At 35.1% G+C, this 13,271-nt stretch carries 13 protein-coding genes; 4 read left to right on the top strand and 9 right to left on the bottom strand.

Translation table 11 applies throughout. The features are described from left to right. The first annotated feature begins 94 nt into the window (after nt 1-94). Nucleotides 95-568 (top strand): 23S rRNA (pseudouridine(1915)-N(3))-methyltransferase RlmH, encoded by a 474-nt coding sequence (gene rlmH / locus FLS47_RS01170; protein WP_149912572.1) that lies wholly within the window; start codon nt 95-97, stop codon nt 566-568. Between the two features lie 351 nt (nt 569-919). On the opposite strand, the gene FLS47_RS01165 is transcribed toward rlmH, so the two are convergent. Genes FLS47_RS01165 through FLS47_RS01155 form a run of 3 tightly spaced genes read right to left on the bottom strand, consistent with a single transcriptional unit; the run spans nt 920 to nt 2,910 of the window. Further along, on the bottom strand, nt 920-1,372 hold the full coding sequence (locus FLS47_RS01165; protein ID WP_149912571.1) for an NUDIX domain-containing protein: 453 nt from the start codon (nt 1,370-1,372) through the stop codon (nt 920-922). A 7-nt stretch (nt 1,373-1,379) separates the two neighbouring features. Next, entirely contained in the window at nt 1,380-2,174 is a 795-nt protein-coding gene (locus FLS47_RS01160) for a 3-keto-disaccharide hydrolase (protein ID WP_149912570.1), read from the bottom strand. A gap of 4 nt (nt 2,175-2,178) precedes the next feature. Then, the gene (locus tag FLS47_RS01155; protein ID WP_149912569.1) at nt 2,179-2,910 is read right to left on the bottom strand and encodes a hypothetical protein; all 732 of its coding nucleotides are present in this window, start codon (nt 2,908-2,910) and stop codon (nt 2,179-2,181) included. 131 nt (nt 2,911-3,041) lie between these two features. Between FLS47_RS01155 and FLS47_RS01150 the strand changes: the two genes are divergently transcribed. Further along, nucleotides 3,042-5,462, top strand: a complete 2,421-nt coding sequence (locus FLS47_RS01150) for an alpha-ketoacid dehydrogenase subunit alpha/beta (RefSeq protein WP_149912568.1) — start codon at nt 3,042-3,044, stop codon at nt 5,460-5,462. Between the two features lie 4 nt (nt 5,463-5,466). Here the strand turns inward: FLS47_RS01150 and FLS47_RS01145 are convergent, their stop codons facing one another. The 6 genes from FLS47_RS01145 to FLS47_RS01120 all read right to left on the bottom strand — a co-directional run bounded on the left by FLS47_RS01145 (nt 5,467) and on the right by FLS47_RS01120 (nt 11,257). Next, nucleotides 5,467-6,333: an ROK family protein gene (locus FLS47_RS01145; protein WP_149912567.1), complete on the bottom strand. Its 867-nt coding sequence runs from the start codon at nt 6,331-6,333 to the stop codon at nt 5,467-5,469. An 85-nt stretch (nt 6,334-6,418) separates the two neighbouring features. After that, a complete protein-coding gene (locus tag FLS47_RS01140; protein ID WP_149912566.1) occupies nt 6,419-6,721 on the bottom strand; it encodes a hypothetical protein in 303 nt (100 codons plus the stop codon). Nucleotides 6,722-6,767: 46 nt separating this feature from the next. Continuing rightward, complete coding sequence (gene aroC, locus FLS47_RS01135) at nt 6,768-7,859, bottom strand: chorismate synthase (RefSeq protein WP_149912565.1); 1,092 nt, start codon at nt 7,857-7,859, stop codon at nt 6,768-6,770. 156 nt (nt 7,860-8,015) lie between these two features. Continuing rightward, entirely contained in the window at nt 8,016-9,266 is a 1,251-nt protein-coding gene (gene aroA, locus FLS47_RS01130; RefSeq protein ID WP_149912564.1) for a 3-phosphoshikimate 1-carboxyvinyltransferase, read from the bottom strand. Further along, entirely contained in the window at nt 9,266-10,378 is a 1,113-nt protein-coding gene (locus FLS47_RS01125) for a chorismate mutase (protein ID WP_149912563.1), read from the bottom strand. The genes aroA and FLS47_RS01125 overlap by 1 nt, the downstream gene beginning before the upstream one ends. Before the next feature lie 54 nt (nt 10,379-10,432). Further along, nucleotides 10,433-11,257, bottom strand: a complete 825-nt coding sequence (locus FLS47_RS01120; RefSeq protein ID WP_149912562.1) for a prephenate dehydratase — start codon at nt 11,255-11,257, stop codon at nt 10,433-10,435. A 542-nt stretch (nt 11,258-11,799) separates the two neighbouring features. On the opposite strand from FLS47_RS01120, the gene FLS47_RS01115 reads away from it, so the two are divergent. Further along, complete coding sequence (locus FLS47_RS01115) at nt 11,800-12,657, top strand: DMT family transporter (protein WP_149912561.1); 858 nt, start codon at nt 11,800-11,802, stop codon at nt 12,655-12,657. Then, nucleotides 12,654-13,271: an IMPACT family protein gene (locus FLS47_RS01110; RefSeq protein ID WP_149912560.1), complete on the top strand. Its 618-nt coding sequence runs from the start codon at nt 12,654-12,656 to the stop codon at nt 13,269-13,271. The genes FLS47_RS01115 and FLS47_RS01110 overlap by 4 nt, the downstream gene beginning before the upstream one ends.

The following is a 13,271-nucleotide window of genomic DNA, read 5'->3' as shown; positions in this document are numbered from 1 at the left end:
GAAAAACAATAAATAATTTTCTATATTTATTTTAAATAGTGATAGTAATCACTATTTATTTTTTTAATGCAAATATTTATCTGAATTTTACGTTATGAAGATAACGCTAGTGTGCATAGGAAAAACGGATGACAAATACATTCAAGAGGGAATTGATAAATATAATAAGCGATTAAAACATTATATTACTTTCAATATCGTAGTACTCCCTGATGTCAAGAATGTGAAAAATCTTTCTCAATCACAACAAAAGGAAAAGGAAGCTGAATTATTTAATAAACATATTCAAAACACGGATTATGTAGTTTTATTGGATGAGCGTGGGAAAGAATACAGTTCTATAGAATTTTCATGTTTTTTAGAGAAAAAAATGATTGCTAGTGTTCAGCATATCGTGTTTTTGGTCGGTGGACCGTATGGATTTTCTGAAGAAATAAAACAACGCGCCAATTCACTTGTTTCATTATCGAAGATGACTTTTTCTCACCAAATGGTTCGCTTGTTTTTCGTTGAACAAATATATCGCGCTTATACGATTATGAAAGGTGAACCCTATCATCACGAATAGATTATGTAATAAAGTGACTATTTGCATCATATACTAAAAGGAGGACGCTATGGATTTAGATAAATATAAAAGAGACTTCAAATATAGAAGTAGAGAAGGTGATAAAAGTTTCAAATGGATGATTATTCTAGGCGGAATAATTATTGCGATATTAGCTTATTTTTTGAACTAAAAAATAAGGCGATATTGGGAGTATCGCCTTAAAATCACACTAACTATTTATCTCTTATGAAAAGAGAATAGGGCATCGATGCTTTGAAATTTTCAAGGAATCATCGATGATATAAATTTAGTAAATTAAGTTTTAATATTTCAAAATTTTATAGAAAAAAATATTAATTAGTTTAATTATTAACTATTGGTTAATAATTTAAATATTTCTAAAGCTTTTTTGTCCGTTTTAAATGTTAATTCATCTATCGTGAAATCTTTTAGATTTATTAATCTAAATACTTCTAGTTTATCTGCAATAATATTGTTATCAAATTCGAATGGTGAATTCTTTAGATCGATATTTAAATCTTCTAAAGCCTTAACCTCATAATATACGCTAATTATTTGACTATTATTAAAACTTGATTTCTCGTAAAAATCAGTAGTATATATATGCCTCACTATGTCGACTTTTAAATTGCACTCTTCGATAAATTCTCTTTTGAGTGCATCTATTAATCCTTCTCCATATTCTAATCCTCCTCCTGGAAACTTAGTGAAAGATACGCTTTGAGTTCTTTCATCCGTGATCAGCACATCATCGTTTTCTGTTCTAAGTATTCCGTATACTCTAACGTTAAATGGAAACATTGATTTTTTAGTTTTTCTTAGATAAATCTTTTAAATATATATTTCTGAACTCTACAGGCTGACCTTCACTTTGTAATGCAATAAAACCTTCTTTGAGAGCTGAGCCATCTACTTTGATACGAGGATCGAAGTTATTTACTACAGGACCACCTATATGCGGTTTGGAATACGTTAATACTGTATCGCCCTCTATGATATGTTGAATTAACGAATCGCCCAAAACAATAAGTTCAGCTTTAACCCATTGATCGCCATCGTAGGTTTTGGAATTCGAATTGATACAATGTGTAGTATTCAATTCTCCATTGAGGTATATATGTGTACCTGGTGAACACATATTTCCTGTCGTTCTGGATTTTCCATCAGACAATCCTCCTAAAAATTGCATTTCAACTGATATTGGCCAATCTTGATTTGCAGGCATAGTGCGTGGATCTTGGGAATGAAACATGATTCCACTATTTCGCAACGTATAACTTGGTGCTTCAGGATACAAATCCCCATAAAATCTATATTCTAATTTCAAATGGTAATGTGAATAAGGCATATCGTAATATAAGTGACCGAAGCGATCCTGAAATTTGTCACCGTAGCCATCATAATTCACTTGTATCACATTATCTTTGACACGAAACGTGTTAGCGTAGTTTTCACCTACATCATAAGGATAAATCTTTGCCGTCCAACCAGTTAAATCTTTGCCATTAAATAATGGTTTCCATTCTTCCTTATGTTCTTTTCTTGCAGAACATCCTATTAGTGAAGCGCATAATAAAGCAGAAGCAAAATATTTAAAGGTCATAAGTCTAAATTTCTATAAATCCTTTTTCAACAGCATTTTCGTCTACGAATAATACTGAATAATGTCTTGGCAAAAGCCATCCTATAGTATTCGAAATAATTTCAAATTTTTTCTCGTCAGCAATTTGTGGAGGTGTAAAATTAAAAACCAAATCTTGCTTTACATCTTGCTCATTCTCATAATTACGTGCAATCATCATTGCTTTAGGCGTTTCAATTCCGGCATGCTTTAAAAATTCACGTAGTTGATTCTTAACATATTTTGGTAAAATTGAATCCGAAGGTGCACCAACTAAGATTTGTTCGTCGGGTTGTATAACAATTTGTTCTTTATTATTGGAGAAAATGCTTTCATCCGAATAAAAAGTATCATTCAGTTCATAATTTACAATATCACCATAAGTAAAAATCCAGTCTGGTCTCTCATTTTGCGCATTAATCACAATTCCAAATCCCTGAGTAAGTATAGCGGGAAGCTGTTTATTAATTACAAATGCTTGGAAGCTTTCGTCTGTTTTTACATTTTGAAGTTGTATATATGGGAATCCATCGCTCGCAATTACCACTTCTGGACTTCCTAATTTTAGGTTGGCTTGATCGATAGATTGAAGAAATCTTTCTACCCATTTTTCGTTGCGTTCTTCAAAAGGTACTTCTAATAATGAATTCAATATCACCGTCTTCTCTAAATCGCCTAATCCAACTTCTGGATTATTCTCATTATTCGTTACACTCATATTCTAATTTAATTCTTTAAGTTGTGCTTAAAAGTACATAATTCTTATCTATATTTTAGATGTAATATTAAATTATTGGCTATATTGTAAAGAGTTATTTTGCTACTTTTGTTGAACAAGAATATAAGTTAATGATAGATACGAAACTGAATACACCAATGGATATCGCTGCTTCAAAGTTAAGTTATGATGATTTTCGTGAGATCATATTAAAAGACTATGAAGCTGCAGTTCAAAGTCGGTATGTAAGTTTACTAGGTAGAAAAGAAGTTCTTACGGGCAAAGCTAAGTTTGGGATTTTTGGTGATGGCAAAGAAGTAGCACAGATTGCTTTGGCAAAAGTTTTCAAAGAAGGTGACTGGCGGTCTGGTTATTACAGAGATCAGACATTAGCTTTTGTGTCTGGCATTAGTACGCCATATCATTTTTTCTCTCAGTTGTATGCCAATCCTGATATAAAAGCGGATATATCTTCGGCAGGAAGACAGATGGTTGCCCATTTTTCAACGAATCTGACAGAAGATAATGGAAGTTGGAAAGATCAGACCAAACAAAAAAATTCATTTTCGGATATTTCAACTACCGGTGGGCAAATGTCACGTACACTTGGGTTGGGATTAGCTTCTAAATTATATAGAAATAATAAAGCATTAGATTACTTACGCTATTTTTCATACAGTGGAAATGAGGTCGTGTTCTGTACGGTTGGTAATGCATCGACATCAGAAGGTGTGTTTTGGGAAACTGTTAATGCGGCTGGAGTAAAACAAATTCCTGCTGTCATCTCGATTTGGGATGATGGTTATGGTATTTCTGTTCCTAATGAAATACAAACTACGAAGTCCGATATTTCAGAAGTACTTCGTGGTTTTCAACGCGATAATAGCCATTTTGGTTTCGAAATTTTTAAAGTAAAGGGTTGGGATTATGCCGGATTGTGTGAGACATATGAAAGAGCAGCTAAAGTAGCGCGCGAAAAACATATTCCATGTTTGGTGCATGTCACTGAAATGACGCAACCACAAGGTCATAGCTCTTCAGGTTCGCATGAACGCTATAAATCCCAAGAGAGATTGCAATGGGAGCAAGAATTTGATTGTAATGTCAAATTGCGTAAATGGATTATAGATGCAGGGATTGCTGTGGATGATGAGTTGAAGCAGATTGAGTCATTGGCCAAAGAATATGTTCGTAAAGAACAAAAGCGTGCATGGACAGATTATCGAAAAGTAATACAAACTGAGTTGGATGAAGCTATTCATTATCTTTCTGAGCTTGATAATGAAATCGTTGAGCTTCCATTGAATATTTTAAAAAGTACTACAGAGCCTTCTTTAAAAGAAATTTATTCAACAGTGCGTCAGGTTTTGCGAGATCTGCGTTTTGAGGATTCTACTGAGAAAGCAGCCTTAAATACTTGGTATCAGGAAAAACTAAAATTAAACGAAGACCGCTACAACAGCAAATTGCATGTAGAAAATTCGTTTTCTCCCCTTGAAGTAGAAATTATAGAACCTTCATATTCTGCAGATTCTCCTATTTTGGATGGGAGAGAGGTGCTCAACGCTTGTTTTGAAGCTAATTTCAAAAATGACGATCGCCTAGTTGCATTCGGTGAGGATGTCGGAAAAATTGGTGATGTTAATCAAGGATTTGCAGGCTTACAAGATAAATTTGGCGATTTACGCATCTTCGACACTGGGATACGCGAATCAGCTATCATTGGAAAAGGAATTGGTTTGGCTGTAAGAGGTCTTCGTCCAATTGCCGAAATTCAATATTTAGACTATCTAATTTACGCATTACCTGTTTTGAGCGATGATTTAGCATCTTTGAGCTACAGAACTAAAGGTCAACAAAAAGCGCCTGTGATTATTCGCACACGTGGACATCGTTTGGAAGGGATTTGGCATTCTGGTTCTCCAATGACTGTTTTATTGGGAGCTTTGCGCGGCTTGCATATTTGTGTGCCACGCAACATGACGCAAGCTGCTGGCATGTATAATACGCTATTACGCGGAGATGATCCTGCGGTAGTAGTTGAATGTTTAAACGGTTACCGTTTGAAAGAAAAAATGCCATCAAATGTTGGGGAATTTACGGTTCCTATTGGTGTTGCAGAGGTTATTCGTGAGGGAGCAGATATTACGGTAGTTTCTTATGGTTCTACATTACGTCTGGTACAAGAGGCGGCAATGGAATTGGATAAAATTGGTATCTCGATGGAAATAGTGGATGTACAATGTCTTCAACCATTTGATCGTACGCAAGTATGTTTGGCTTCATTGCGCAAAACAAATAGAATTTTGGTTGTCGATGAGGATATGCCTGGTGGTGCTTCCGCATTTATTTTGCAACAAATTATAGAAGCTCAAAACGGGTATTACCATTTGGATAGCAAACCGAGAACTTTATCGGCTAAAGCACATCGTCCACCTTACGGATCGGATGGCGATTATTTCACTAAACCATCTGTTGATGATATTATTGAAGCGGTGTATGAAATTATGAATGATGTAAATCCACAACAGTTTCCAAAGTACTTAGCCTAGAAGACTACGTATTTTGATTTGAAAATATAGAAGCAGCACCGATTAGTGCTGCTTTTTCAGCATATTGTGCTTTTGTAATTTTATATGCAGAGAACTCATCATTTGTAGCAATGTAATCCCAAGCTTTGGTAATATTTCCTCCAAAAATGAAGTGATTGCATGAATGTACTTCACTAAAATAAGCTAAAAAATCTTTTAAGTGATTTCTATATTCTTGCATCAATTGCTCAAATGCGATTGTATCTTTATGATTTTCTATAATCTCTTTTAGACCTTTCTCTTGATTCCCTGTTAATTCTTTAAAACGTCGTGTAAACCATCGGGTCACAAGATGTTCTTCGAAGATGGATTCTTTGTATTTTTCTTTCCATAGATCCGCATCAAATGCTGTTTTTCCTTTTGACCATACAGCTGATCCCAAACCAGTGCCTAATGTAATTCCTAAAACTTTATTTTCCGATGAAAGATGCTGCGCATATATTTCGCCTTGTAAAAACGCTGCTGCATCATTGATGTATTTAATTTCCAGATTTTGAAGTTGCAATTCAGTCAAAATGCCTTCAGTCGTATTAAGTTTATAAATAGCATCATACTTGTCCTGATTTTTCATTAAGGAAATACCACCCTCATAATCAAAAGGTCCAGGCATCGCTATTCCAATATGCTCAATTTTTCCATCAAATTTATCTAGAGAAGATTTTATATTGTTCGACCATCCTTGAAAAATCGATTTAGCATCTGACGACGAATTAATATGCGCGCGAGTTAGTGTATATGATAAAATTTCCCAATTTTGGGTATTAACAATTGCAGAAGTAATATGAGTTCCACCAATGTCGCACGCTAAAATAAAAGAAGGGGCTTCTGACATAATTGCAATTAGATTAACTTAGTTATGATCCAAAGATATGTTTTCTTATTAAATTTTGAATATAAAATTTTTAATAAGTTAAATTTTAATTACATAGGCTGCGATCCACGTAGGTTTTACCACCGTTTCTATTTATATAATAGCAGCCTCCTCGAGGACCACGTATATAGGTTCTGCCTGAATTATTCGTTGAATTACTTCTAACAGTTTGAATATTATTATTGGAAGAAGAGGGATTACTCGAAATTGATTTACTATTCACGTATTCCCAAGTGCCATTGGATCGAAGTAATACTTTCTTTCCATCTTTCGTTGTGGCATATTGCTCTTGAGCTTGCACAACGAAAAATAGCATAAAGCTAAGGAAGGTGATGAATAAAGATTTCATAGGTAATAAAAGGTTAAATAGTTTCCGTGAAAATACGGAAACTATTTTAAATATTTGTATAAGCTCTTTGCTTCAACAATTGGTCTGCAATAACTAAAGCTGCCATTGCTTCAACAATTATTACCGCACGAGGAACTACACATGGGTCGTGTCTTCCTTTGCCCGAAATGGTTGTTTCTTCGCCTGCTTGGTTCAAGGTATTTTGATCACGCATAATAGTTGCTACAGCTTTGAAAGCTACTTTGAATGTGATATCCATACCATTAGAAATACCTCCCTGTATACCTCCTGAAAAGTTAGTTTTGGTCACTACCTTGTCGTTTTCAGTAATGAAAATATCATTGTGTTCAGAACCTTGCATTCTCGAACCTTCAAATCCAGAACCGTATTCAAATCCATGAACGGCATTAATGCTCAACATAGCTTTGCCTAATTCCGCATGTAATCTGTCAAATACAGGTTCGCCCAATCCTGCAGGCACACCTCTAATAATAGTAGAAATACGTCCACCAACAGTATCGCCATTTTTGCGGATATTATCAATGAAATCAATCATTTCATTGGCAGTTGCGGGATCAGCACAACGAGCGATATTCGATTCACGTGTTTCTAACAAAGCGTTCAAATCCGAAGAATCCACATTTGGTGCTTCAATTTGACCTACTCCAGAGACGTGCGCAAAAATCTCAATACCCTGTTGTTTTAAAAATAACTTGGCGATAGCACCTGCCGCTACACGAGCTGCTGTTTCTCGTGCTGAAGAACGACCTCCACCTCTGTAATCACGAATTCCATATTTCATTTGATATGTGTAATCGGCATGCGAAGGACGGAATTTATCTGAGATATGAGAGTAATCTTTAGAACGTTGGTCTTCGTTGGGAATCACAATCGAAATTGGTGTACCTGTAGATTTTCCTTCGAAAACTCCTGATAAAATTTGCGCGGTATCGCTTTCTTTGCGTTGTGTTGTGATTTTTGATTGACCAGGCTTGCGTTTATCCAATTCAGATTGAATAAATGCTTCGTCAATTTCAATATTTGAGGGGCAACCATCTACAATAACCCCAATTGCTTTGCCATGGGACTCACCAAATGTGGTTATTCTAAATAAATCGCCGAATGAATTTCCTGCCATAATTTGATTTTAGTAGCGTAAATATACTATTTGCCGACTAATAATTTTACATCCTGTCATTCCGACGTTAGAAGAAATCTTTGCAATTAACAGTTATCCTTTCTGATAGATTTCTCATTACTTTGAAGCTCGTTCAAAATGACAATCAGCGTTATTTTAATCTGCTATGGAAAAACCTTGTGCTGTTAAATCATCCCAATACATTGGATATGATTTTTCAACCACGTGTGGTTCTTCTATTTGGATTTCTTTGAAAACTAAAGCCAAAGGTGCAAATGCCATTGCCATTCTATGGTCTTCGTACGTCGCTATCGAAATTGCTTCAGGCTCTTGTACATTATCGGTATTCAAATGATAAACTTCATTATCTTCTGTAAATGTAGCTCCAAATTTTCCGATTTCATTTTGCAATGCAGCGATACGGTCTGTTTCTTTAATTTTCAAGGTTTCTAAACCTGTAAAAGATACATTGCGTTTCAAAACAGCGGCAACAACAACTACAGTTTGCGCTAAATCAGGACATTCTTTCAAATCAAATAACGTTTTATCCGATTGTAAAGCTGTTTTCTGGAGCAAAATTCCTTTTTCTTCGAAAGTCGTTTTCACGCCAAAATGTTCCATGATTTCAGAGATCGCGATATCACCTTGCAGACTGTTTTTCTTTAATCCTGGAAGTCTGACTTCAGCTTCTTCAGCCAAGGCAACCATAGCATACCAGTATGAAGCTGCGCTCCAGTCTGGTTCTACGTAAATCGTTGCTTCTTTCGCCTCTTGTGGAAGAATTTGAATATTATTGCCTTCCCAAGTGTGTTGAATACCCGCTTCAGCAAGCATATTTAAGGTCATTGTTACATAAGGACGCGATGTCAATTCCCCTTCAATTTCAATAGTCAAACCTTTTTTCAAAGATGACGCTATCAATAGGAGCGAAGAGATGTATTGACTACTTACATCGCCTTTGATGCTTACTTTATCTTTCCCTTGAAATAATTTGCCTTCAATATGTAAAGGAGGATAGCCTGTTTTCTTGACATAATGCACATCCGCACCAATAGTCTTCAATGCATCCACTAAAATACCAATCGGACGTTGTTGCATACGTTCTGAACCAGTCAGTATAAAATCACCCGGAATCAGATTCAAATAGGACGTCATAAAACGCATCGCAGTTCCAGCTGGACCAATGTCAATTGTTTTTTGACCTTCGCCTTCTGCGTTTGCATCTTTTATGGCTCTTGTCAATAAAACAGTATCATCAGCTTCCGAAAGATTTTCAATAGAAACTTTGCCTTTACTTAATGCTTGTATAATAAGAGCACGGTTGCTCTCTGACTTAGAGCCAGTAAGTTGTACCGTGCCACTTAATTTTTTTGTTGAATGAGATAGCTTAATGCTTGTTTGACTCATTATGCCTCCGTAGCTGTATTAACGTTCATAATCTCATTTTGCTTGCGGATTGACTCATTGTGCAATAACTCTAAGTATTTCACTGAGAAATCTTCACCCAAATTTAATGCTTTAGCTAATTGAACACGTTTTTGAATAATTTCATCCCAACGAGAAACTTGTAAAATAGTAACATTGTTATCACGTTTGTATTCGCCGATTTTCTCCGCTACTTTCATACGATCACCAATTAACTTTAAGATTTGGTCATCCAATTTGTCAATTTGTGAACGTAATTCTGCTAATTTATCAGAGAAAGCAGGGTCTGCAGATTCAGGTTGACGGTATGATAGATTATCTAACAATTCTGCTAAAGCAGCAGGCGTAACTTGTTGTTTTGCATCTGTCCAAGCTACTGAAGGATCGATGTGTGATTCGATGATGAAACCTTGCATATCCATATCCATTGCTTTTTGCGCAACGTAAGGAATCAATTCACGGTTACCACAGATGTGGCTAGGATCATTGATAATAGGTAATTCTGGAGCGATTGTTTTCAATTGAATCGCTAAATCCCACATTGGTTCATTACGGAAAGCAGTTTTTTCGTATGATGAGAAACCGCGGTGGATAGCAGCAATTTTCTTGATTCCAGCACCATTAACACGCTCTAATGCACCAATCCATAGCGACAAATCTGGGTTGACAGGGTTTTTAACAATAACTGGAACATCTTTACCGTATGCTTTGATCGCATCAGCAATTTCTTGAACAGTGAATGGGTTTGCTGTCGAACGCGCACCAATCCATAAGATATCAACGCCAGAATCTAGAGCTTCTTTTACGTGTTGAGCTGTTGCAACCTCAGTCGCAGTTAATAGACCAGTTTCTTCTTTTGCACGTTTCAACCATTCTAATCCAATACTTCCGATACCTTCAAATTCTCCTGGACGTGTACGTGGTTTCCAAATACCTGCACGTAATACATGAACTTTACCTGTATTTGCTAGTAAGTGTGCTGTAGATAATAATTGCTCTTCAGTCTCTGCACTACATGGACCTGATATAATTAATGGTTTACCGTCTGTATTTATCCAAGAATTTAATGGTTGGATTTCTAATGAATGTTTCATTTTTATTTCAATTTTTTTATTTACAATTTGATTAGTTACGCTGATATGTTTGTGTTATACTTTTTCGTTTTTAATGTATTCGCCCATGATACTAAAATTCACCGTATGCTTCAGTACTTTGCGAATGGCTGCATCGAAGTCTGATTGTTTTTTCCATTCTACATCGACATAGAAATCATATTCATTGCGACGACCGACTACTGGCATCGATTGGATTTTGCTCAGATTTACATTTTGTTCTGCGAAACATTGTAATACAGCAGCTAATGAACCAACTGCATTACCTGTTTGAAATGATAAAGAAGCTTTATTCGCATTTTTCTGTTCTACTACTTCGTTTGCTAGAATAAGAAAACGCGTTGCATTTTTTTTATGTGTTTCAATTCTCTTTTCTAAAATATTAAGACCATAGATTTTAGCTGCATATTCACTTGCGATAGCTGCTGTTGAAGTCAATTTATCTTCTGCAATTTTCTTAGCACAGCCCGCAGTATCCATTCCTTCTTTAATTGTCCATTCTGGGTGTTCTCCCAAAAACTCATCGCATTGACGGATTGCAATAGGGTGGGACTCCACAGTTTGAATGTCACTCAACTTCACGCCTGGCAAAGCCAAAAGATTTTGTTGAATATTCAGATGTACTTCACCGATAATGTGGAATCTGTAATCTCTCAACAGATTGTAATTCGGTAGGATACTTCCTGCAATGGAATTTTCGATTGCCATTACCACATAATCTGCTTTACCTTGTTTAAGCATTTCGCAGGTTTGTTTGAAAGAACCACACTCAATTGTTTCGATATCTTGACCGAAATATTTGTAAGCAGCTTCTTCGTGGAATGATGCTTTAACACCTTGAATTGCAATTTTTATACTCATGTTGTTTTTATGTTCACAAAAAAAAGTCCCAGTTTTCAAACCGGGACTTAGTAGTTATGTTTTAACAATTACACAATTAGTTGTCCCAGCTCTTATTGCTAAAATAAAAGAAGTTAAAATAATATGTGTTAAAGTTTTTCATGTTCTCGTTTTGATATTCCAAAGGTAGACTAATAATTTATAAATGCAAAATTTTTTATTAAAAAATGTTTTTTCATATCATTTATTAGAGTAAAAATTGACGTTTTTTAAACATAAAAATCGCTATATTTTTATTGAAAATAATGTATAAATTTATTCATTTAATTTTAAAATGTGCCTTAATTGTGGTTTTAATTGATTTTATAGATTTTTTTAATGAATTTTATTTGTCTAATTTTTATATAAAAAATAGGCTTATTTTTTGATTAATTTTTAATCATTTTTTTGGTTGAAAAATGTCGTAAATTGAATGATAGTTTGTCGATTATATAGTTGATTTTTACGATATGTCTAATTCAATTTTATTTGATATAATTGTAATCGTAAAAAAAAGTTGTTATATGATATATGTTTTGATAAGTGTCTGTTGTAGTGTAATCGTAGGTGTACTTATAAAGATAGCTAGGCAAAGGCAAGTCGATGTACAACAGTTGGTACTATGGAATTATCCTACAACGGTATTACTGACTTATTTCCTGTTTGATCCATCGTTAGCCGGTTTGAGTTGGACAAAATTACCTTATCAATTCTATATTCCATTAAGCATACTTTTACCCACCTTGTTTATTTTTATCGCACTGGCTGTAAAATACAGTGGTATTGTGAAGACAGATGTTGCGCAGCGCATGTCTTTGTTTGTTCCATTAATTGCATCCTTTGTTATTTTTAAGGAGGTAATACATCTTAATAAAATTGTAGGTATTGTGATAGGTTTGGTCGCGGTAGGCTGTTCAGTCGGCTGGACAAAGAAATCATACACCAATACATCAACTAACTCCATATATCCAATAATAGTTTTCGTGGGTATGGGATTTATAGATATATTATTCAAACAAATAGCGCAATACAAGGAAATCCCATATACCGCATCGATGTTTGTTGTTTTTATTGGAGCTATGCTGTTTGCTGCGCTGATCTTAGGATATAAAGTTGGTTGGAAAAAGGATTCGTTGGATAAATCGGCAATTGTTTGGGGATTGATTTTGGGTTTGTTTAACTTTGCAAATATTTATTATTACATGAAGGCACACCGAGCAATTTCGGAGAATCCATCCATAGTTTTTACAGCTATGAATGTAGGGGTTATCGTTTTGGGAAGTTTAGTGGGAGTTTTTATGTTTAATGAAAAGTTGAGCTTGACCAACAAAATAGGTTTGGTATTGGCTGTAATTTCTATTTTATTAATTGCATACCTGTGAGTATATTTGAAGATACGTATTTTACAATTGAGGAAACTGCGGAAGGAATTTTCCGTGACAAGGGAAGTAAATTTATAGCTTATGCTTATCCTTTTAAGGATGAAAATAAGCTCAAAGAAATTATTGCTGAACTAAAATCTTTGCATCCAAAGGCTAGACACCATTGTTGGGCGTATCGCTTGTCTCCAGATCGGACGGTTTTTCGTCTCAATGATGATGGTGAACCATCTGGAACTGCAGGTAGACCAATACTAAATGTCTTATTATCCAAAGACGTTACAAATATTCTCGTAGTCATAGTTCGTTATTTCGGGGGAACATTATTGGGCGTACCTGGCCTAATTAACGCCTACAAAACTGCTGCACAAGAAGCTTTGGCAAATGCAGTAATTGTTCAGAAGACTGTAAATGATGTTTATCAAATAGATTTTGAATATTTGGTTATGAATGATGTAATGCGCATCGTCAAGGATGAAAATATCACTGTATTAGACCAACAATTTGATAATGCGTGCACCATGACAGTTGAAATGCGCAAAATGCAAGTAAATTCATTTGTGACCAAAATGGAAAAAGTCGAAGGGGCTAAATTTAATTACTTGCGAACTTTATAG

This window comes from Sphingobacterium cavernae (assembly GCF_008520265.1).
GTDB classification, from domain to species: Bacteria; Bacteroidota; Bacteroidia; order Sphingobacteriales; family Sphingobacteriaceae; genus Sphingobacterium; species Sphingobacterium cavernae.
This window is presented reverse-complemented; position numbering and strand designations above follow the sequence as displayed.